The 20,079-nt window shown below is 57.9% G+C and carries 20 protein-coding genes; 11 read left to right on the forward strand and 9 right to left on the reverse strand.

The window, feature by feature from the left end; all coding sequences use genetic code 11:
• Positions 1 to 52 precede the first annotated feature (52 nt).
• From AC07O1_RS05180 to AC07O1_RS05200, 5 genes are all read right to left on the reverse strand, one after another.
• Positions 53 to 370: a DUF2388 domain-containing protein gene (locus AC07O1_RS05180; RefSeq protein ID WP_495088106.1), complete on the reverse strand. Its 318-nt coding sequence runs from the start codon at positions 368 to 370 to the stop codon at positions 53 to 55.
• Between the two features lie 69 nt (positions 371 to 439).
• Complete coding sequence (locus tag AC07O1_RS05185; RefSeq protein WP_495088107.1) at positions 440 to 889, reverse strand: NfeD family protein; 450 nt, start codon at positions 887 to 889, stop codon at positions 440 to 442.
• Between the two features lie 10 nt (positions 890 to 899).
• Positions 900 to 1,820 (reverse strand): SPFH domain-containing protein, encoded by a 921-nt coding sequence (locus AC07O1_RS05190; protein ID WP_494990803.1) that lies wholly within the window; start codon positions 1,818 to 1,820, stop codon positions 900 to 902.
• Positions 1,821 to 1,961: 141 nt separating this feature from the next.
• On the reverse strand, positions 1,962 to 3,743 hold the full coding sequence (gene tfpB / locus AC07O1_RS05195; RefSeq protein ID WP_495088108.1) for a type IV pilus assembly ATPase TfpB: 1,782 nt from the start codon (positions 3,741 to 3,743) through the stop codon (positions 1,962 to 1,964).
• A gap of 140 nt (positions 3,744 to 3,883) precedes the next feature.
• Positions 3,884 to 4,222, reverse strand: a complete 339-nt coding sequence (locus tag AC07O1_RS05200) for an ACT-like domain-containing protein (protein ID WP_494990801.1) — start codon at positions 4,220 to 4,222, stop codon at positions 3,884 to 3,886.
• 126 nt (positions 4,223 to 4,348) lie between these two features.
• On the opposite strand from AC07O1_RS05200, the gene AC07O1_RS05205 reads away from it, so the two are divergent.
• Complete coding sequence (locus AC07O1_RS05205) at positions 4,349 to 4,813, forward strand: Lrp/AsnC family transcriptional regulator (RefSeq protein WP_494990800.1); 465 nt, start codon at positions 4,349 to 4,351, stop codon at positions 4,811 to 4,813.
• Positions 4,814 to 4,932: 119 nt separating this feature from the next.
• Here the strand turns inward: AC07O1_RS05205 and AC07O1_RS05210 are convergent, their stop codons facing one another.
• Positions 4,933 to 6,300 carry a CYTH domain-containing protein gene (locus tag AC07O1_RS05210; RefSeq protein WP_494990799.1) on the reverse strand — a complete coding sequence of 456 codons (1,368 nt, stop codon included), beginning with the start codon at positions 6,298 to 6,300 and terminating at the stop codon, positions 4,933 to 4,935.
• Positions 6,301 to 6,457: 157 nt separating this feature from the next.
• Between AC07O1_RS05210 and argE the strand changes: the two genes are divergently transcribed.
• The 9 genes from argE (at position 6,458) to AC07O1_RS05255 (ending at position 15,681) form a co-directional block, all read left to right on the forward strand.
• Positions 6,458 to 7,606, forward strand: a complete 1,149-nt coding sequence (gene argE, locus AC07O1_RS05215; protein WP_495088109.1) for an acetylornithine deacetylase — start codon at positions 6,458 to 6,460, stop codon at positions 7,604 to 7,606.
• A 160-nt stretch (positions 7,607 to 7,766) separates the two neighbouring features.
• Positions 7,767 to 9,065 carry an amino-acid N-acetyltransferase gene (gene argA / locus AC07O1_RS05220; protein ID WP_495088110.1) on the forward strand — a complete coding sequence of 433 codons (1,299 nt, stop codon included), beginning with the start codon at positions 7,767 to 7,769 and terminating at the stop codon, positions 9,063 to 9,065.
• 555 nt (positions 9,066 to 9,620) lie between these two features.
• Positions 9,621 to 10,949: an OprD family porin gene (locus AC07O1_RS05225; RefSeq protein WP_495088111.1), complete on the forward strand. Its 1,329-nt coding sequence runs from the start codon at positions 9,621 to 9,623 to the stop codon at positions 10,947 to 10,949.
• 154 nt (positions 10,950 to 11,103) lie between these two features.
• Complete coding sequence (locus AC07O1_RS05230) at positions 11,104 to 11,742, forward strand: peroxiredoxin (RefSeq protein ID WP_495088112.1); 639 nt, start codon at positions 11,104 to 11,106, stop codon at positions 11,740 to 11,742.
• A 349-nt stretch (positions 11,743 to 12,091) separates the two neighbouring features.
• Positions 12,092 to 12,685 (forward strand): NADPH-dependent FMN reductase, encoded by a 594-nt coding sequence (ssuE, locus tag AC07O1_RS05235; RefSeq protein WP_495088113.1) that lies wholly within the window; start codon positions 12,092 to 12,094, stop codon positions 12,683 to 12,685.
• Positions 12,686 to 12,774: 89 nt separating this feature from the next.
• The gene (locus tag AC07O1_RS05240; protein WP_495088114.1) at positions 12,775 to 13,743 is read left to right on the forward strand and encodes a sulfonate ABC transporter substrate-binding protein; all 969 of its coding nucleotides are present in this window, start codon (positions 12,775 to 12,777) and stop codon (positions 13,741 to 13,743) included.
• 88 nt (positions 13,744 to 13,831) lie between these two features.
• Positions 13,832 to 14,620: an aliphatic sulfonate ABC transporter permease SsuC gene (gene ssuC, locus AC07O1_RS05245; RefSeq protein WP_495088115.1), complete on the forward strand. Its 789-nt coding sequence runs from the start codon at positions 13,832 to 13,834 to the stop codon at positions 14,618 to 14,620.
• On the forward strand, positions 14,617 to 15,423 hold the full coding sequence (gene ssuB / locus AC07O1_RS05250; protein ID WP_494990791.1) for an aliphatic sulfonates ABC transporter ATP-binding protein: 807 nt from the start codon (positions 14,617 to 14,619) through the stop codon (positions 15,421 to 15,423). Before ssuC ends, ssuB begins: the two co-directional genes overlap by 4 nt.
• A gap of 42 nt (positions 15,424 to 15,465) precedes the next feature.
• Positions 15,466 to 15,681, forward strand: coding sequence for a TOBE domain-containing protein (locus AC07O1_RS05255; protein WP_419113863.1), 216 nt, complete (start codon positions 15,466 to 15,468; stop codon positions 15,679 to 15,681).
• A gap of 209 nt (positions 15,682 to 15,890) precedes the next feature.
• Here AC07O1_RS05255 and AC07O1_RS05260 read toward each other — a convergent pair whose 3' ends face one another.
• The 3 genes from AC07O1_RS05260 to AC07O1_RS05270 form a co-directional block, all read right to left on the reverse strand.
• Positions 15,891 to 16,523, reverse strand: a complete 633-nt coding sequence (locus AC07O1_RS05260; protein ID WP_495010388.1) for a TetR/AcrR family transcriptional regulator — start codon at positions 16,521 to 16,523, stop codon at positions 15,891 to 15,893.
• 92 nt (positions 16,524 to 16,615) lie between these two features.
• Positions 16,616 to 17,368 (reverse strand): carbonic anhydrase, encoded by a 753-nt coding sequence (locus tag AC07O1_RS05265; RefSeq protein WP_494990788.1) that lies wholly within the window; start codon positions 17,366 to 17,368, stop codon positions 16,616 to 16,618.
• Positions 17,369 to 17,611: 243 nt separating this feature from the next.
• Positions 17,612 to 18,988: a glutamine synthetase family protein gene (locus AC07O1_RS05270; protein ID WP_495010387.1), complete on the reverse strand. Its 1,377-nt coding sequence runs from the start codon at positions 18,986 to 18,988 to the stop codon at positions 17,612 to 17,614.
• A 278-nt stretch (positions 18,989 to 19,266) separates the two neighbouring features.
• Here AC07O1_RS05270 and AC07O1_RS05275 point away from each other — a divergent pair, with 278 nt between their 5' ends.
• Entirely contained in the window at positions 19,267 to 20,058 is a 792-nt protein-coding gene (locus tag AC07O1_RS05275) for a gamma-glutamyl-gamma-aminobutyrate hydrolase family protein (RefSeq protein WP_495088116.1), read from the forward strand.
• Positions 20,059 to 20,079 lie beyond the last annotated feature (21 nt).

A 20,079-nucleotide genomic window follows, 5' to 3' on the forward strand; every position in this document is an offset into this window, starting at 1 on the left:
CAAAAAAATGCCGCTCCAGGGAGCGGCATTTTTTACTCAGCGCAGCAGTGGATCACTCTTGGGCAACCGCATTCTTCGCCAGAATCGCGTTGGCCAGTTCCATATCGGAGGCCTGCAAGCCTGGGTTGTCGGCGCGGACCTTGCGCATCGCGGCTTCCAGATACGGGCCGCGAATACCTCCGTCACTGGCGACGAAGCTGCCGGCGTCATCCTGGGCGGCGACGATCAGCTTGTGGTCCTTGAACGTCAGGTAGGTGGAAGCGGTGGTCGCACCTGAGGAAATGACATCCCGCCAGAAGTCGTCGGCCATTGCCGAACAGACAGGAAGGGACAGCAGGGCCAAGGTGGCGACGGCTAATTTGAAACGCATGGTGGGTGACTCCGACTGGGTTATCTGAGGCGTTTGATACTCGATAGCCCAACGGAGTTCCGTGACCCATCAATCGATGCGTTCCACCTCAATGATGACCCCTTCCTGCCCGATCACCCGAACACGGGTGCCGACTGGCGCGTCCGGTCCTTTGGCCATCCAGAAGCCGTCGGCGACCTTGATCTTGCCTCGCCCCCCGACAATCGCTTCATGCACCACGAAGGTTTTACCTATCAGCTCTTGAGCACGAAGATTGAGGGTTGGCTGATCACTGGCTCTGACGGCACTGCGCTGGCGTCTCCACCAATACAACACCGTCAGCACTGATAGCAGGCCGAACAACAGCAATTGCACTTCCCACGACAGGTCTGGAATCAAGAAGGTCAACACGCCGACTGCGGCAGCAGCCATGCCAACCCAGAGTAAATAACCGCCAGCGCCGAACACTTCGAAAATCAACAGAACGGTGCCCAACGCCAGCCAGTCCCAGAACGACACGTACTGCAGGAATGCCCACATAGGTCGCGCCTCAGGCTTTTTTACTGTCGAACGTGGCTTTGACGATTTCGCCGATGCCGCCGACCGCACCGATCACCTGGCTGGCTTCCAGCGGCATCAGAACGACTTTGCTGTTGTTGGCCGACGCCAGTTTGCCCAGCGCATCGATATACTTTTGCGCGACGAAGTAGTTGATCGCCTGCACGTTACCGGTAGCGATTGCTTCGGAAACCACCTGAGTGGCACGGGCTTCGGCTTCGGCTTGCCGCTCGCGGGCTTCGGATTCGAGGAACGCTGCCTGACGGGCACCTTCGGCTTCGAGGATCTGTGCCTGCTTTTTACCTTCCGCCGTCAGAATCGCCGACGCCCGCAGACCTTCGGCTTCGAGGATTTGGGCGCGCTTGATCCGCTCGGCTTTCATCTGCCCGGACATGGCCGCCATCAGGTCCGCGGGCGGGCTGATGTCCTTGATCTCGATCCGGGTGATCTTGATGCCCCACGGCGCCGTGGCTTCGTCGACGGTACGCAGCAGTTTCTCGTTGATGGCGTCTCGCTGGCTGAGCATCGCGTCCAGCTCCATCGAGCCGAGGACGGTACGGATGTTGGTCTGCAACAGGTTGCGGATGGCATGCTCGAGATTGTTCACCTCGTAGGCGGCCTGGGCCGTGTTGACCACCTGGAAGAAGCACACGGCATCGATTTGCACGGTAGCGTTGTCGGAGGTGATGACTTCCTGCGGCGGGATGTCCAGCACGCTTTCCATCACGTTCATCTTGCGGCCAATGCGGTCCATGATCGGAATGATGATGTTCAGTCCCGGTTTCAAGGTATTGGTGTAGCGGCCGAAGCGCTCGACCGTCCACTGATAGCCCTGCGGAACCACCTTGACGCCCATGAACACAATGGCGATGGCCAGGCCGACGAAGAGTAAAAGCACGTTACCAATCTGCATACCATCTCCCTGTTCACATTTTAATCAATGAGGTCGCAATGAGCAGAGTGTAGCGGCGTGGGGCGAGCATAAGAGTCGATCAGGGCTGCTTGCATCATCAGGAGACATAAAAGGGTTCATTTCGGTTTGGCGATGCGTCGGTTATTTCTGCTCACTCTGCGGTGTCACCCGCAAGACTTCCTCCATCGTGGTCAACCCGGCGGCAACTTTCTGCGCACCGGACAGGCGCAGGCTGCGCATCCCTTCCTTGAACGCTTGGTGACGCACGGCCAGCAGATCGGTGTCAGGGCTGATCAGTGCTTTGACGTTGTCGCTCAGTAACATGATTTCGTAGACCCCGGCGCGCCCCCGGTAACCGGTGTCGCGGCATTCCAGGCATCCGATGGCCTGTTGGGCATTGGTCGGCAATGGCGCTTGCCAGGGTTTGGTCAGGGTTTGCCAATCGTCCTCACCCAGGCTCAGCGGCGCTTTGCAGTGCGGGCAAAGGGTGCGAACCAGACGCTGGGCCATGACCCCGAGCACGGTGGCTTTGATCAGGTAATGCGGCACACCGAGCTCCAATAAGCGGCTGATGGCGCTGGGTGCGTCGTTGGTATGCAGCGTCGACAGAACCAAATGCCCGGTGAGTGCCGCCTGGATCGCCATTTCGGCGGTCTCCAGATCGCGGATTTCGCCGATCATGATGATGTCCGGGTCTTGCCGCATCAGTGCCCGCACGCCGCTGGCAAAGGTCAGGTCGATGTTGTGCTGAACCTGCATCTGGTTGAACGCCGGTTCGACCATCTCGATCGGGTCTTCGATGGTGCAGAGGTTGACCTCGGGCGTCGCCAGTTTTTTCAGCGTGGTGTAGAGCGTGGTGGTTTTACCCGAACCGGTCGGGCCGGTGACCAGGATGATGCCGTTGGGCTGGCGGGTCATGTCTTGCCAGCGGCGCAGGTCTTCGGTGGAGAATCCCAGCTGGTCGAAGTCCTTGAGCAGTACTTCGGGATCGAAAATCCGCATGACCATCTTTTCGCCAAAGGCCGTGGGAAGCGTCGACAGCCGCAACTCGACTTCACCGCCCTCAGGGGTCTTGGTCTTGACTCGACCGTCCTGGGGTTTACGTTTTTCTGCAACATTCATTCGGCCCAGGCTTTTCAGGCGGCTGACGATGGCCATGGTCACTTGCGGTGGGAATTGATAGACGTTGTGCAGCACGCCGTCGATGCGAAAGCGTACGGTGCCTTGCTCGCGACGGGGTTCGATGTGGATATCACTGGCGCGCTGCTGGAAGGCGTACTGGAACAGCCAGTCGACGATGTTGACGATGTGCGCGTCGTTGGCATCGGGCTCCTGATCACTGGCGCCGAGGTTGAGCAACTGTTCGAAGTTGCCCAGGGTGTTCATTTTTTGATCAGAATTGTTGGCGCCGCTGACTGACTTGGCCAACCGATAAAACTCCACGGTAAAGCGCTGGATGTCCGCCGGGTTGGCCACCACGCGTTTGATCGGCAGCTTCAAGACGTGGGTCAGATCGGCCTCCCAGGCGTTGACGTAGGGCTGCGCGCTGGCCACGGTTACTGCATCGCGATCGATCGAAACAGCAAGAATCCTGTGGCGTTGGGCGAAGGCATAGGACATCAGCGGGGTAATGCTCGCGACGTTGATCTTCAGCGGGTCGATGCGCAAATAAGGCTGATCGGCCTGCTGTGCAAGCCACAAGGTGAGGCTTTCCAGGTCAAGCCGTTTACCTGGTCGGCTGAAGTCGCCCAGGTGTTGGCTGGCGAGGAACTCCAGCGGGTGGAGCTGGTTGTGGGCGGTATTGCGTCGGGTGGTCAATGCGTGTTCGGCCGAGTCCTGGCTGATAAAGCCCTGAGCGACCAGATCACGCAGCAGATCGTTGAGATCCAGCCAGCGGTCCTGAGCTAGGAGGGGAACGGACATGCGGGCTCCTTTTGAACGATCTTGCAATTAGCGGTTTAGAGGTGTGCGCCTCTGATCACAGATCGCCAAGAATAGTCCCCGGATGAGCCGTCCGTTTGGCCGTTGCCTAACCAAGCATTGCGAGCTTTTGCTGACTGCTCCTAGCTGGCCGCCTGTGCGGGATGAACCCATGAAGAATCAGCGGGTTGCAGATCCACCGAGCAAACGCTGATCAAGTTACGCAATTTTTCTGCGATCACTTGGGCGCGGTGCCAGCTCAACCCGTCGAGCACCACATCAATCGATAGCAAGTCGTTCTGTTGCAATACGTTGACCTGCTGCGGAACCAGAAACTGCAAGGCGAAATGATTGAGCACCCGGCACAGCAGATCCGGTTCGGCTTCAGCGAGCAGCTGATAGTGCACGCGGCAATGGGCGTTACTGACGTTCCAGACATCGGCGCGGCTTGGGGCGGTGCTGACAGCTTCGAGAGGGGGCATGGTCGTTCTCCAAAATAACCGGAGAAATTTTTACATGCGGTTCGGGGTATTTCTTATCTATGATTGGGTTGATTGGTCATAAATTGAATTAAGTATTTCGCTTTTATTTACTTTGAGGGTTTTTTTATGCATAGCGAACTGGACGCTTATGACCGACGGATTTTGGCATTGCTCCAGGAGGACGCTTCGCTTTCAAGTGCACAGATTGCCGAACGGGTCGGGCTGTCGCAGTCGCCGTGCTGGCGACGGATTCAGCGACTCAAGGAGGAGGGCGTGATTCGAGGGCAAGTGACTTTGCTTGATCGCAAGAAGATCGGTCTCAACACGCAGATTTTTGCCGAGGTCAAGCTCAACGCCCACGGTCGTTCCAACTTCACCGAATTTACCGAGGCGATTCGTGGCTTTCCGGAAGTATTGGAGTGCTATGTGTTGATGGGGGCAGTGGACTTTTTGCTGCGCATCGTGACGGCGGATATCGAGGCGTACGAGCGCTTCTTTTTCGAGAAACTGTCGATGGTGCCGGGTATTCAGGAGGTCAACTCGATCGTGGCCTTGTCCGAAATCAAGTCCACGACGAGTTTGCCGGTATAGGGGGCGAGATCGTTCCCACGCTCCCGCGTGGGAATGCCGCACCGGACGCTCCGCGTCCGCTTTTTGATGTGACGCAGAGCGTCACGGGTGCATTCCTTTGCTGCGCGTGGGAACGATCATCACATACGCAGAAGAGTCTTCCAGGCACGGTTCTGGAACACGGCAATCGCCTGCTGCTTGCGGGCATCGAGCGCTTCATCGGTGATGGGCTCATTGGCCAGTTGCTGCAACTGTTTCAGCTCACCGTAGAGGCGATCCGTTTCCGGGATCTCCAGCACGCCACGAGCCAGGTGCAGCCAGGCCTGGATGCGTTCGATACGCGGCAATTGCTCGGCCAGGTCTTCCGGCTGTTGCTGATAACGCGGCAGCTGCAGGGCGACGGCTTCTTCGGCCAGCAGGCGCGGTAACCAGTTGCCCAGTTGCGCAGCACCCTGGCGATTGCCCCGGGTGTTGCGGTCGGCAGCCCAGGTGCGGGCCAGCAACCAGCGCGAGGCGTTCAGCGAGAACAGGCCCCAGCGAACGTCTTCCAGTTCTTCAGCGAATTGCTCCGGTGCGGCTTTGCGCACGTCTTCGTCCTCCTGACCGGCTTGCACCAGCGGGCGCCAGTCTTCCAGCAACGCATCGAGCGAGGCCCGCAGGTCGTGGGTCGATTGACGCGGTGCGGCCTGGCCGAGGCTACCTATCAGCGCGCGCAATTCGGCGAGGTTTTCTACCCAATCCTGCAGCAGACGCCAGTGGCCATTGAAACGGTATTGCTCGGCCAGGCGCTGGCTGCTGCTCAGCAAGTGCCAGCTCAATGCAGCGAACGCGTCGTCCAGCGGCAGTTCAGCGGACAGTTGCGCAGGGGGCAGGCTCAACGAATAGCTGTTGGCGTCGAACAGGCGATAGCCACGCTCGGCCTTGCTGATATCGCACGGCATCAGGGCCAGAGTGGCGGCCAGTTCGGCAGCCAGTTCCAGCAGGGCAGCCGGTTCGCCTTCGCGCAGTTCCAGTTCCAGTTCGCAGATTTCTTCTTTCTGCTTGCCAGCGATGACGTGGCCCAGGTCCAGCGCGGCTTCGATGACCACTTTGGTCTTGCCACGGCCCCAGGCGATTTCGGCGCGTTCGCGGACGAAATCGGTGGTGAAGATTGGCTTGAGGGTCTTTTTGTCCAGCTCGGCCAGTTGTTCCGGCCAGCATTCGCCGTCGAGTTTTTTCACGTCGAGCTTGGCTTTTGGCAGGTGCCAGTCGTACTCGTTACGCTCGGACAGGCCGGCGATGCTTTGACCACGGGTCTTGAGGGTCTGGATCACTTCTTCGCCATCACGACGCAGGCGCAGGGCAACCTTGGCACGGGCCAGGTCACGCTCCGGCGTGTCGAAGTACTGGTTCATCAGTTCACGGCGTTCCCAGCCACTTTTGTTGCGTTTTTTCAGTAACGGATGCTCGCGCAGGGCAGCGAGGGTTTCGCGGCTGACGCGGAGTTTGATTTCGGTTTCTTTCTGCATGGCCGGAAAATCCAGGATCGGGAGCGCAGCCGGGGAATGTGTGGCTGCCAAGGCCGAGCAGTGTACAGGACTCGTCGACTCGACGTGCCGCGGCGGTTTATTCCATGACGCGGATGGTTCTATGATGAGGTTCTTCTAGGGAGTCAGGAGTCAGCGCATGTCTTTGCCATCCATGAAAGATCAGTTTGCTGCGCTGATCGCCGCGCCGTCGGTCAGTTGTACCCAACCGAGTCTGGATCAATCCAATCGCGCGGTGATCGACCTGTTGGCGACCTGGCTCGGCGATCTGGGTTTTGCCTGCGACATTCAACAGGTCAGCCCCGGCAAGTTCAATCTGCTCGCCAGTTTTGGCAGCGGCCCCGGCGGCCTGGTGCTGGCCGGGCACAGCGACACGGTGCCGTTCGACGGCGCGTTTTGGCAGACCGATCCGCTGAAACTGACCGAAGTCGACGGTCGCTGGGTTGGCCTGGGCAGTTGCGACATGAAGGGCTTTTTTGCGCTGGCCATCGAAGCAGTGCTGCCGCTGCTGGACAAGCCGTTCAAGCAACCATTGCTGATCCTCGCCACCTGCGACGAAGAAAGCTCCATGGCTGGCGCCCGTGCGCTGGCTGCAGCCGGTCGACCGCTTGGGCGAGCAGCCGTGATCGGCGAGCCGACCGGGCTCAAACCGATTCGTCTGCACAAAGGCGTGATGATGGAGCGCATCGATATTCTCGGACAAAGTGGCCATTCATCAGACCCGAGCCTGGGCCACAGCGCCCTCGAAGCCATGCACGACGCCATCGGCGAATTGAGAGGGCTGCGACTGCTTTGGCAGCGCGAGTACCGCAATCCGCAGTTCAGCGTGCCGCAGCCGACCCTGAATTTTGGTTGCATCCACGGCGGTGACAACCCGAACCGGATTTGCGGCCAGTGCTCGCTGGAGTTCGACCTGCGGCCCTTGCCAGGCATGGACCCGAGTGTCTTGCGCGCAGCGATCCGGCAGAAGCTTGAGCCGATAGCCGAGTGGCATAAGGTGAAGATTGATTACGCGCCGTTATTCCCCGAAGTGCCGCCTTTCGAGCAGGCTGAAGATTGCGAATTGGTCCGGGTCGCGGAAAGACTCACGGGCCATCTCGCCGAAGCAGTAGCGTTTGGCACCGAAGCACCTTATCTTCAGCGCCTTGGCTGCGAGACGCTGGTGCTCGGCCCGGGCGACATTGCCTGCGCTCACCAACCTGGGGAATACCTCGAAATGTCACGCTTGCAGCCTACCGTGCATCTACTACGTCAATTGATCGAACATTATTGCCTGATCCCGGCTTAGTGGTCCGCACCGGCCACTCAGTAAATCGCCGATGATCAAGGCCGTATCTATAAGGAGAGCTCGCGTGTCGCCAAGCCTGTTCCGACGATAACCAACAGCCCGCTGTGCGTTTTCTGTTTCGTCCCTTTTTCGGCTGCTTTTTATTACAGGCGCTGGTTTTATGCCCGAATACGTCAATTGGCTTCGTCACGCTTCTCCGTACATCAACGCCCACCGCGATTGCACCTTTGTCGTCATGCTGCCCGGCGATGGGGTCGAGCATCCGAACTTCGGCAATATCGTCCACGACCTGGTGTTGTTACACAGCCTGGGGGTACGGCTGGTACTGGTTCATGGTTCGCGTCCGCAAATTGAAACCCGTCTCGCTGCCCGAGGCCTGACCCCGCATTACCACCATGGCCTGCGCATCACCGATGCGGCGACTCTGGAGTGCGTCATCGATGCGGTCGGCCAGCTGCGGATCGCCATTGAAGCGCGCCTGTCCATGGACTTGGCCGCTTCGCCGATGCAGGGCTCGCGCCTGCGGGTGGCGGGCGGCAATCTGGTGACTGCCCGGCCGATCGGCGTGCTTGAAGGTGTCGACTATCACCACACTGGCGAAGTGCGTCGGGTAGACCGCAAGGGCATCAACCGTCTGCTGGATGAGCGTTCGATCGTTCTGCTTTCGCCGTTGGGTTATTCGCCGACCGGGGAAATCTTCAACCTGGCCTGCGAAGACGTCGCTACCCGCGCCGCCATCGACCTGGGCGCCGATAAACTGCTGCTGTTCGGCGCCGATCCTGGCCTGATCGATGAAAACGGCAGGCTGGTGCGCGAGCTGCGTCCGCAGCAGGTGCCGGCGCATTTGCAACGCCTGGGCGGCAACTATCAGGCTGAATTACTGGATGCGGCGGCTGAAGCCTGTCGTGGCGGCGTGGGCCGTAGCCATATTGTCAGCTACGCTGAAGACGGCGCGTTGCTGACCGAACTCTTCACCCGTGACGGTGGCGGTACGCTGGTCGCGCAAGAGCAATTCGAGTTGGTGCGTGAAGCGGCCATTGAAGACGTCGGCGGTCTGCTGGATCTGATCAGCCCGCTGGAAGAGCAGGGCATTCTGGTTCGCCGTTCCCGTGAAGTGCTGGAACGCGAGATCGAGCAGTTCAGCGTGGTCGAGCGCGAAGGGATGATTATCGCGTGTGCGGCGCTGTATCAGATTGCCGATTCGGATGCGGGGGAACTGGCTTGCCTGGCGGTGAACCCGGAATACCGCCATGGTGGTCGTGGTGATGAGTTACTGGAACGGATCGAAACCCGCGCTCGGGCTCAGGGGCTGAAAACCTTGTTCGTGCTGACTACACGTACCGCCCACTGGTTCCGCGAGCGCGGCTTTGTGCCAAGCAGTGTCGAGCGCCTGCCCTCGGCACGGGCCTCGCTGTACAACTATCAGCGTAATTCCAAGATTTTCGAAAAGACTCTGTAATCTGATGAGCTTAGACTTCGCTCCGGGCACTGACAGATCGCCGGTTGCGTCTGTTCTTACAGGGGAATACGCCGATCAGTTCCGCCGTTTTTGCTGCCCGTTGCAGTGTTTACCGGACGGGCGGTAAAAAATAACATCGATATACAAACTGTAACAATTTGACGGGAAGATGCACGTTTGGCCATGATAGCGTCGCCTATTTGATCGTGATTGACGTATGAAGAATACGCGAGCCCGAATTGGTCTAAATAAGCGGTTGAAAATACCATTTAGGAATTAGCTCGTAGGCCGATACCTCTGCATCCGGTTCGGTTGAGGCGGGTTGAGCTATATTCCCGAATCGTATGAAAAATGAATAAACAATTCTTTTTGGGCTTATGAGAAATTCATTAACCTGAACGGATCAAAGACTGCGATTAGACCAGGGTCGTAGACGCGACTGCTTACGATTGACTTATCAGTCACGGTCTTGCACTAGTTGGGCATTTGTGGGAAACGGGGCGCTAGACCCTGGACCAAAGTGCACAAAAAATTAGAAACGTAGAGGAGCGAAACATGAATAAGTCCACCTTAGCCCTGGCTGTGGCCGTAGGGGTTTTGGCGCAGCAGGCAGGCGCCGCGGGTTTCATCGAAGACAGCAAGGCGAGCCTCAGTTCCCGGACCATGTATTTCGACAATGACAATCGCGCCGGTAAAGCTGACCAGCGCGAGGCGGCTCAGGGTTTCAAATTCGATTATCTGTCCGGATTCACCCAAGGGACTGTTGGCTTTGGTTTTGATGCCCAAGCGCTGGTTGGCATCCATCTGGATGGCGGTAGAGGTCATCACCCGGACAGCAATACGTTCGTGCCAAGCGATAGCGATGGCTCAGCAGTGCACGAATGGAGCCGTCTGGCCGGGAACGTCAAAGCGCGTTACTCCAAGACCGAGGCTCACCTGGGTGGTGCTCTGGCACCGAACCTGCCGATCCTGATAGCAAACGACAGTCGTCTGCTGCCCCAGACCTTTGAAGGTGGCACCATCACCTCCAAGGAAATCGACGGTGTGACCTTTAACGCAGGTCAGCTCGAACACGCAACGGGTCGTGCTTCGAGTAACGCCACTGGCCTGGCGGTTGCGGGCGGTACCGAGGCCAGCAACAAGTTCCTTTATGGCGGCGCTGACTGGAAAGTCACCAAAGACCTTACCCTGCAGTACTACTACGCGAACCTGGAAGACTACTACAAGCAGAACTTCCTGGGCCTGGTGCACGTCCTGCCGATCGGTACCGACCAGTCCTTCAAGTCGGATGTTCGCTATTTCGACAGCAGGTCCGACGGCAAGAACGGCGATCCGGGCTTTCAGTTCAACAACAACGGTGGTTTCGCCAAGACCCCGGGCCAGGTCGATAACAAGACCTGGAGCGCCATGTTCACCTACACCTTGGGCGGTAACGCCTTCCTGTTGGGTCATCAGCGCGTCAACGATAGCGGCGGCTTCGTCTGGTTGAACCAGGGTAACGTGGTCAATGGCAACGGTGTTAATGAAGGTGCCGGTGGCGCGAGCTTCTACCTGTTCACTGACGCCACGGTCGGCAATTTTGCCCGTGCCGGTGAAAACACTACCTTCGGTCAGTACTCCTATGACTTCGCCAAGCTGGGTGTTCCGGGCTTGAAAACCTCGGTTGCCTACTTGCATGGCGACAACATCAAAGCCAAGAACGGCACTGGCAGTGACCAGTCCGAGTGGGAAACCGACCTGCGTGTGGATTACACCATCCAGGAGGGCGCTCTCAAAGGCTTCGGCACGACCTTGCGACATGGCACTTACCGTGGCAACGCCGAGGGTATCGACGCCCAGGACCAGACCCGTCTGATCTTCAACTACACCTACAGCTTCATGTAATCGGCTTCAGAAAAGGTCTCGCCTAATGGCGAGACCTTTTTTTTGTATTTTTTTTAATATTCCCAATAGATATAAGTTTAATTATTTTTATTCTTTTTAATTTTCGTCGCAGGCAAGCAAAGTAGGCTCATCACGCACGCAATGGAGCAGCATCATGAGCCTCAGACTTGGCGACATCGCCCCCGATTTTGAACAGGACTCCAGCGCCGGCACGATTCGTTTTCACCAGTGGCTGGGTGACAGCTGGGGCGTGCTGTTTTCCCATCCGGCGGACTTCACCCCGGTGTGCACCACGGAGCTCGGTTTCACCGCCAGGCTCAACGACGAATTCGCAAAGCGCGGCGTCAAGGCGATTGCCCTGTCAGTCGACCCGGTGGACTCGCACCACAGGTGGATCGAAGACATCAACGAAACCCAGAACACCCTTGTCAACTTCCCGATCCTCGCCGACGCTGACCGCAAGGTCTGCGACCTCTACGACCTGATCCACCCCAATGCCAACGACACCCTGACCGTGCGTTCGCTGTTCGTCATCGACCCGAACAAAAAGGTGCGCCTGACCATTACCTATCCGGCCAGTACCGGGCGTAACTTCCATGAAATTTTGCGGGTGATCGATTCGCTGCAGCTCACCGACAACTACAAAGTGGCCACGCCGGCCAATTGGCAGGACGGTGATGAAGTGGTGATCGTGCCATCGCTCAAGGATGAGGACGAGATCAAAAAACGCTTCCCGAAAGGCTACCGCGCGGTGAAACCGTATCTGCGACTGACGGCGCAGCCTAATCGATAAGGCTCACCACTTTCTGCGCGGCTGAAATCGCATCGCGAGCAAGCCCGCTCCCACACTTGATCGGGGTCAGACGCACTTTCCATATTCACCACAGATTTAATGTGGGAGCGGGCTTGCTCGCGATGGCGGACTGACAGTCGCGGCAAATCTCAAGGTTCACAAGCAAGGGCTTCAGGCCGTTTCGACCGCCTGTTTTTTTGTCTGGAGGAATGTTTTTCGCATATGCGTTTGTGGAATAAACAAATGAATAAATAAGATTTATAGATATATAAATCACCTGTTATGGTCTGTTCATCTTAGCGAAATCGCAGAGAGCGAATCGCCAACAAACCCCTGAGGAATTATCTGCATGCTGGTCGTCTCACTCGGTGGAAGTCCCAGCCAGCGCTCCCGTTCCGCAGTGTTGCTGGACCACTCCAAACGCTGGTTACAGCAGCAAGGCGTGGAGGTGGTGAGTTATCAGGTACGGGACTTCCCGGCCGAAGACTTGCTCCACGCACGCTTCGATAGCCCGAAGGTGATCGACCTGCTGCAACAGATTGAAAACGCCGATGGTCTGCTGATCGCCACGCCGGTTTACAAAGCGTCGTTCTCCGGGGCACTGAAGACTGTGCTCGATCTGTTGCCGGAGCGCGCACTGAGCCACAAGGTCGTGTTGCCCATGGCCACTGGCGGCAGCATCGCTCACATGCTGGCAGTGGATTACGCGCTTAAACCGGTGCTGTCGGCACTGAAGGCTGAGGAAATGCTTCACGGGATTTTCGCCGAAGACAGCCAGATCGCTTATGGCGAAGGCAGCGCTCGGGCGCAATTGGTGCCGGTACTGGAACAACGCCTGAGCGAAGCACTGGAACAGTTTTATAGCGCCATGGCACGGCGGCCAAAACCGCTGGACCCGAGTCTGTTGAACGAACGTTTATTGAGTGCTCGCTGGAGCATTTAAGCCCCTCCGGAATTTGAAGTACCCACCTTACTCAGCCGCTAACGGCCAAGCAGGTGCAGCCAAAAACCAACAGCAAAAAGGAGAGCGCTATGCGCACTGTCATTTTGCGTCGTGGTCTGGTCGCTCTGTTTGCTGCGGCTGTGTCCTTCGGCGTTATCACTCAAGCTCAAGCAGCCGAGACCTTGCGTATCGGCTATCAGAAATACGGCACCCTGGTGCTGCTCAAGGCCAAAGGCACGCTGGAGAAACGCCTCGCCGCTCAAGGTGTCGACGTGCAATGGACTGAATTCCCGGGTGGTCCGCAACTGCTCGAAGGGTTGAACGTCGGCTCCATCGATTTCGGCGTGACCGGCGAAACGCCTCCGGTGTTCGCTCAGGCGGCCGGTGCCGATCTGCTTTACGTGGCTTATGAGCCGCCAGCGCCGACCAGCGAAGCGATCCTCGTCCCGAAAGACTCGCCGATCAAATCGGTGAAAGACCTCAAAGGCAAAAAGGTCGTCCTCAATAAAGGCTCCAACGTTCATTACCTATTGGTCCGCGCCCTCGAAGACGCCGGTCTGAAGTACACCGACATTCAGACTGTATTCCTGCCGCCGGCCGATGCCCGCGCCGCGTTCGAGCGTGGCAGTGTCGATGCCTGGGTGATCTGGGACCCGTACCAGGCCGCCGCCGAACAGCAACTGCAAGCACGCACCCTGCGTGACGGCAGCGGCATCGTCGATAACCATCAGTTCTATCTGGCAACCAGGCCCTACGCCGAAAGACAACCGCAAGTGATCAAGGCGCTGGTGGAAGAGGTACGCGCAGTCGGTGAGTGGTCCAAGGCCAATCCTGAAGACGTGACCCAACAGGTTTCGCCACTGCTCGGCCTGCCTGCGGACATCACCCTGACAGCGGTGAAACGCCAGGGCTACGGCGCGTTGTTCCTCACCCCCGAGGTGGTCGCGGCTCAGCAAAAAATTGCCGACAGCTTTTACCAGCTCAAGCTGATACCGAAACCGCTGAGCATCAAAGACGTGATCTGGACGCCACCGACGACCGTTGCCAAAGCACCGTAACTCGAATTCCTTGGGAGACAACTCCATGAGCCTCACTATTTTGCGCTCTATCTTCCCTAAAGCTGCGTCCCAGAGCTGAGGCGTGGCCATGAAGAACAACAATATTATTCACAGCCTCGCGCCGTGGGCCTTGCCGGTGTTGTTGCTGGCGGTGTGGCAGTTGTCGGTATCGGCGGGTTGGTTGTCGACACGAATTCTGCCGGCACCGAGCGCGGTGATCGAGGCCGGTGTGAGCCTGGTCCGTAGCGGCGAAATCTGGACCCACCTGGCCATCAGCGGCTGGCGCGCGGCGGTCGGTTTCCTGATCGGTGGCGGCATCGGTCTGACCCTGGGCTTTATCACCGGTCTGTCGAAATGGGGCGAGCGCCTGCTCGACAGTTCGGTGCAGATGCTTCGCAACGTGCCGCATCTGGCGCTGATTCCGCTGGTGATTCTGTGGTTCGGCATCGATGAGTCGGCGAAGATTTTTCTGGTGGCGTTGGGCACCTTGTTCCCGATCTATCTCAACACCTATCACGGCATTCGCAACGTCGACCCGGCACTGGTGGAAATGGCCCGCAGTTATGGCTTGTCCGGTTTCGGCCTGTTCAGTCAGGTGATTGTACCGGGAGCGCTGCCTTCGATTCTGGTGGGTGTGCGCTTCGCGCTGGGCTTTATGTGGCTGACGTTGATCGTCGCCGAGACTATCTCCGCCAGCTCCGGAGTCGGCTATCTGGCGATGAATGCCCGGGAGTTTTTGCAGACTGACGTGGTGGTGTTGGCGATCCTGTTGTACGCGGTGCTCGGCAAATTGGCCGACCTCGCGGCCCGCGGGCTGGAGCGTGTCTGGTTGCGCTGGCATCCGGCCTATCAAGTGGTCAAGGGCGGTGCTGCATGACGGCTCAACAACCACCTCGTTTGCTGCGCGGAATTCCGTTGGCGGTGCGCAAGCTGCAAAAAACCTTCGGTCAGCGGCAAGTGCTGCGTGAGATCGATCTGCATATCCCGGCCGGTCAGTTCGTCGCCGTGGTGGGTCGCAGCGGTTGCGGGAAAAGTACCTTGCTGCGCTTGCTCGCCGGTCTCGACACTCCTACAGGCGGTGAATTGCTCGCAGGCTCGGCACCGTTGAGCGATGCGATCGAGGATACCCGTTTGATGTTCCAGGAAGCGCGTTTGCTGCCCTGGAAAAAAGTCATCGACAACGTTGGCCTCGGGCTCAAGGGCAACTGGCGGCCAAACGCACTGCAAGCGCTGGAAGCGGTCGGTCTGGCGGATCGCGCCAACGAGTGGCCGGCGGCATTGTCTGGCGGGCAGAAGCAGCGTGTTGCACTGGCCCGCGCATTGATTCATCAACCTCGGCTGCTGTTGCTCGACGAGCCGCTGGGCGCATTGGATGCCCTGACCCGTATCGAGATGCAGCAACTGATCGAACGCCTGTGGCAGAAACACGGATTCACGGTGCTGCTGGTGACCCACGACGTCAGTGAAGCCGTGGCGATTGCCGATCGGGTGATTCTGATCGAGGAGGGCGAAATCGGCCTCGACCTGCAAGTGGAGCTTACGCGCCCTCGGGTTCGCGGCTCCCATCGGCTGGCGGCGCTGGAAACCGAAGTCCTCAACCGCGTGTTGTCGCTCCCCGGTTCGCCACCTGAACCGGAACCCGTTTCACCGTTGCCCACGCAATTGCGTTGGGCCCAGTAACCCGGTTTCAAAAAACCTCTTACCCAAACAGGAATACCGCTCATGACTATTAAAGCCATCAACGTCCGTAACCAGTTCAAAGGCACCATCAAGGAAATCGTAGAGGGTGATGTACTGTCGGAAATCGACGTGCAGACCGCCTCCGGCGTGGTCACCTCGGTGATTACCACGCGCTCGGTCAAAGAGTTGGAACTGGTGGTTGGCAGTGAAGTGATTGCCTTCGTGAAATCTACAGAGGTATCGATCGCCAAGTTGTAAGCCGTGCGTATAGGCCACCCCCGAATGGCTTGAGCCCTTCGGGGTTTTTTATGCTGATTGATGACGGTAGGGGTGTTACGGATCAGGCGCACAGCGCCAACCGCCAGAGGGAATCAAGGTGCCGAGTGAAGACATGACGGCTTCATTGGCGAAAATATCCGGGGCGCCAGGATAACGTTGCGTAACCTGATGCATTGATATTTCCTGTGTTACGCGTCGCGTTTGGGCAGATAGGGTGGCAGGTACAGTCCCAGATAAGCGTCGAACACCCGCATGCCTTCCTCGGCCATGCGCGCAGTGATCTGCCCGTGCTGTTGCACTGAACGGGCGTAGACGCGGTCACCCAGTTCCATGGCCAGGGCAAAGACGTCGACATCTTTGGGCAGTACCGGCAGTTCGAAATGGTGATCGAACAGTTTGTGCATCAGATCGCCCAGCTCGATGTCGTGCTGACGGTCAGCCTGGGTGACTTCGGTCAGGCCGTGCTGGGCGAGGATCAGTTGGCGGGCGGCAGCGTCTTCGCTGTAGATGCTCAACATGCGCTGTTCCACCAGTCGCGACAGGTCGCGCCAGCCGCTGAGCGATGCGTGTTCGATCGGCGCTTGCAGGCAAGCGCGAAAAGCGGCGTGGACATCGGCGGTCAGGGCTTCGAGCAGGGCAGGGACGCTGGCGAAGAAGTGATAAACCGACGACGGCGGGATCTGCACTCGTTCCGCCACGCTGTAGATCGACAGGCTGGCCACGCCCTCGGCGGCAAGCAGCGTACGGGCGGCGTCGAGTATCGAATCGATCCGGGCCTGGCTGCGTGCGCGGGGTTTGCGGATAGTGGCGGGGCGCGTCATTGAACTCTCCTACAAGGCAGCGAGCATTGTACGAGTCGGGTTCGATGTTGTCTGTATAGCGCCGTTGCCCCCAGGAGCGTACTCGCTATGGGCTAGCCACCCATTTGCACGGTCCGGCCGTTCAAGGGTTGAACGGGTCGCGCATTCATTGGGTAAAGCTCCCGAAACGCATCCAACTGGGTTCGGGACAGCGCAACGGGAGTCGTCAGGACATGCCAGCGCACATTTTCGCTGCAAGGCGGAGTCGTCAAGGAGCCCATGTAGGCATAGTAATCACGTTTTTCGGGTAGCAAGTCTGCAATGCTCTGATTGTCCAGGGTCTTCGTTGCGCCCACTACGTCTGGCATTGCTGCAAGGATGGGCGCCAGGGCCGGGTTATGCGCACCTTCCTCGAAAAGAATGGCAACGACGGCGAGTTCGCCTGATTGATTGCGGTGAACCAGGTGCGCGACCATGGGAAAGGCACGGCCCTGTATTTTTTCTTCACTGGGACTGTGGAAGTGGAACTGTACTAATGAGTAGTTTCCGGAGGCCAGTGTGATCCCGCCCGCATTCGATGGCGTGACCTGAACGGTGTGTCCATTGTTCAAAACCGCTATCGGACTGGATCGATAATCAAAAACCAGCGGTGCCAGATCCGCTTTGGCAGCATCGCGAATATCGATGGGCGATTGCACTTTTCCGAGCTTGCAGAGTTTGTAATCGGGTCGCAGCTCGCCCCAATTATCCGGGCCTGAAGGGTTGGCGTAGCTCCATTGGGGGTGCTGCTGGGACTGAGCCCACGCGGCAGAGCATAAGCTGATCCCGACAAGAGAAAAGGCCGCGCCAAGGATGTGGGTTTTCATGATTGATACTCTCGAGGGGGGACGTAAAGGCAGGCTGGCGGATGATCCTTTCCGGGTTTCATCCAGGCGGTAAATCCGGCGGCCTGCATTTTGGGTTTGATATGAGAGTTTTTATGTAGGTTTATGTCCTGTTCTCTTGCAGGAATAGATCTACAACTTGTGTCCTACAATCCTGCCAATAATTGCAGTCCAAAAAAACGCCGCAGGCTTTTCGGCCGGCGGCGTTTTTTTTACTACGATCGCTTACACGGTATGCAGGTACCAGTTGTACTCGAGGTCGGAGATCGAGTGTTCGAACTCCTCCAGCTCGCTCTCTTTACAGGCGACGAAGATATCGATGTATTTCGGGTCGATATAACGGGCCATGACTTCGCTGTCGTCCAGCTCGCGCAACGCGTCGCGCAGGTTGTTCGGCAGGCTCTGCTCGTTTTGCTCGTAGCTGTTGCCTTCGACCGGAGCGCCAGGTTCGATCTTGTTGGTCAGGCCGTGGTGCACACCCGCCAGAACCGAAGCCATCAACAGATACGGGTTAGCGTCGGCGCCGGCAACGCGGTGCTCCAGACGTACCGCATCGGCCGAACCTGTCGGTACGCGCAAGGCTACCGTACGGTTATCCAGGCCCCAGCACGGCGAGTTCGGCACGTAGAACTGTGCACCGAAACGACGGTACGAGTTGACGTTCGGGCAGAGGAACGCCATCTGCGCTGGTAGGGTCTCGAGCACACCGCCGATCGCGTGACGCAGTGCGGCGTTCTGCTCGGGATCCTCACTGGCAAAGATGTTCTTGCCTTCTTTATCAAGGATCGAGATGTGTACGTGCAGACCATTACCTGCCTGGCCCGGGTAAGGCTTGGCCATGAAGGTGGTGTCCATCTCATGGTCGTAGGCGATGTTCTTGATCAGACGTTTGAGCAGTACCGCGTAATCGCACGCTTTGATCGGGTCGGCAACGTGGTGCAGGTTCACTTCGAACTGCGCCGGAGCACTTTCCTTGACGATGGCGTCGGCAGGAATGCCTTGCTCTTTGGCACCTTCCAGAATGTCCTGGAGGCAGTCGACGTATTCGTCCAGATCGTCGATCAGGTAGACCTGGGTCGAGTGCGGACGTTTGCCGGAAATCGGCGAGCGTGGAGGTTGTGGCCGGCCATTCACGTTCTCCTGGTCGATCAGGTAGAACTCAAGTTCGAATGCGGCGCAGATGGTCAGACCCAGTTCATCGAACTTGGTCACGACTTGACGCAGGACTTCGCGTGGGTCGGCGAAGAAAGGTTCACCTTCAAGTTCGTGCATGGTCATTAACAGTTGCGCGGTAGGGCGCTTCTGCCAGGGTTCATTGCACAGGGTATCGGGGATTGGATAGCAGATTCGGTCAGCATCACCGATATCCAGACCCAGACCGGTGCTTTCCACCGTCGAGCCATTGATATCCAGGGCAAATAGAGAGGCCGGCAGGTTGATGCCTTTCTCGTAAACCTTGTGGAGACTGGTGCGTTCAATGCGCTTGCCGCGCACCACACCATTCATATCCGCAATCAGAAGGTCAACGTACAGAACCTCAGGATGTTCCTTAAGGAACGCGTTCGCTTCGTTAAGCTGAACGGCACGCGGGGGTACCGACATGATGCAACACCTTTGTTGTTAAAAATATCAATCATTGATCTTTTCAGATTCCAGTCAACCCGAACGGCATGCCGAAGTCAAGCGAGGCCTTTTTTGCCCTCAAAAAGCGCTTGAGGAGCAGTTTTGGAGCAATTTAGGGCATTTTTTTGTCTTCGGCGTCTGTGGCGACCGCAGGCTTGAGCGGGCCGTGTTGTATTTTTTACGGGGGTGTTGTGTAAAAAAATGAACAAGGCTAAGCTCGATTTAAACCCATAACAGCAATAATACCGGGGTGCTTCATGTCTCGCCTGCCGTTAATCGGCGTCACCGCCTGCTCCAGGCAGATCGGTTTGCATGCTTATCACATTAGTGGCGATAAGTACGTCCGTGCAGTCGCAGTCGCTGCCAAGGGCTTGCCGTTGATACTTCCATCCCTGGCGGAATTGCTCGATCCGACCGATATTCTTGACGGTCTGGACGGCATCCTCCTGACCGGCTCTCCTTCCAACGTTGAACCTATTCACTATAGCGGACCTGCCAGCGCACCGGGGACTGCTCATGATCCTGAACGCGATCGCACCACCCTCCCGTTGATTCGCGCCGCTGTTGCGGCGGGTGTTCCGGTGCTCGGGATTTGTCGCGGCTTCCAGGAGATGAACGTGGCGTTCGGCGGCAGTCTGCATCAGAAGGTTCATGAGGTTGGCACATTCATGGACCATCGTGAGGACGACAACGAGCCGCTTGAAATGCAATACGCGCCCAGCCATCCGATGCACATTGAACCCGGCGGCGTACTGGCGGGCCTGGGCCTGCCGAGCGAAATTGCCGTCAACTCGATTCATGGTCAGGGCGTTGATCGTCTGGCGCCGGGCCTGCGCGTCGAGGCCAGGGCGCCGGATGGTTTGATCGAAGCACTATCTGTTGAAAGTGGCGGGGTCAGGGGAGGCAAGGCTTTTGCTTTAGGTGTGCAATGGCACCCTGAATGGCAAGTGAGCTCCAATCCCCATTACCTTGCCATCTTCCAGGCATTTGGTGATGCCTGCCGGACGCGGGCAATTCAACGCGACGCGGATGCGTCAACTAACGCCTGACTTATAAAAGTCAGGAAACTC

Source organism: Pseudomonas sp. GW821-FHT07G10, from assembly GCF_059418545.1.

Bases quoted from the DNA above. Each gene is read 5' to 3' on its own strand.
- AC07O1_RS05180 (WP_495088106.1), bottom strand. From the start codon at position 370: ATGCGTTTCAAATTAGCCGTCGCCACCTTGGCCCTGCTGTCCCTTCCT.
- AC07O1_RS05185 (WP_495088107.1), bottom strand. From the start codon at position 889: ATGTGGGCATTCCTGCAGTACGTGTCGTTCTGGGACTGGCTGGCGTTG.
- AC07O1_RS05190 (WP_494990803.1), bottom strand. From the start codon at position 1,820: ATGCAGATTGGTAACGTGCTTTTACTCTTCGTCGGCCTGGCCATCGCC.
- tfpB (WP_495088108.1), bottom strand. From the start codon at position 3,743: ATGTCCGTTCCCCTCCTAGCTCAGGACCGCTGGCTGGATCTCAACGAT.
- AC07O1_RS05200 (WP_494990801.1), bottom strand. From the start codon at position 4,222: ATGCCCCCTCTCGAAGCTGTCAGCACCGCCCCAAGCCGCGCCGATGTC.
- AC07O1_RS05205 (WP_494990800.1), top strand. From the start codon at position 4,349: ATGCATAGCGAACTGGACGCTTATGACCGACGGATTTTGGCATTGCTC.
- AC07O1_RS05210 (WP_494990799.1), bottom strand. From the start codon at position 6,300: ATGCAGAAAGAAACCGAAATCAAACTCCGCGTCAGCCGCGAAACCCTC.
- argE (WP_495088109.1), top strand. From the start codon at position 6,458: ATGTCTTTGCCATCCATGAAAGATCAGTTTGCTGCGCTGATCGCCGCG.
- argA (WP_495088110.1), top strand. From the start codon at position 7,767: ATGCCCGAATACGTCAATTGGCTTCGTCACGCTTCTCCGTACATCAAC.
- AC07O1_RS05225 (WP_495088111.1), top strand. From the start codon at position 9,621: ATGAATAAGTCCACCTTAGCCCTGGCTGTGGCCGTAGGGGTTTTGGCG.
- AC07O1_RS05230 (WP_495088112.1), top strand. From the start codon at position 11,104: ATGAGCCTCAGACTTGGCGACATCGCCCCCGATTTTGAACAGGACTCC.
- ssuE (WP_495088113.1), top strand. From the start codon at position 12,092: ATGCTGGTCGTCTCACTCGGTGGAAGTCCCAGCCAGCGCTCCCGTTCC.
- AC07O1_RS05240 (WP_495088114.1), top strand. From the start codon at position 12,775: ATGCGCACTGTCATTTTGCGTCGTGGTCTGGTCGCTCTGTTTGCTGCG.
- ssuC (WP_495088115.1), top strand. From the start codon at position 13,832: ATGAAGAACAACAATATTATTCACAGCCTCGCGCCGTGGGCCTTGCCG.
- ssuB (WP_494990791.1), top strand. From the start codon at position 14,617: ATGACGGCTCAACAACCACCTCGTTTGCTGCGCGGAATTCCGTTGGCG.
- AC07O1_RS05255 (WP_419113863.1), top strand. From the start codon at position 15,466: ATGACTATTAAAGCCATCAACGTCCGTAACCAGTTCAAAGGCACCATC.
- AC07O1_RS05260 (WP_495010388.1), bottom strand. From the start codon at position 16,523: ATGACGCGCCCCGCCACTATCCGCAAACCCCGCGCACGCAGCCAGGCC.
- AC07O1_RS05265 (WP_494990788.1), bottom strand. From the start codon at position 17,368: ATGAAAACCCACATCCTTGGCGCGGCCTTTTCTCTTGTCGGGATCAGC.
- AC07O1_RS05270 (WP_495010387.1), bottom strand. From the start codon at position 18,988: ATGTCGGTACCCCCGCGTGCCGTTCAGCTTAACGAAGCGAACGCGTTC.
- AC07O1_RS05275 (WP_495088116.1), top strand. From the start codon at position 19,267: ATGTCTCGCCTGCCGTTAATCGGCGTCACCGCCTGCTCCAGGCAGATC.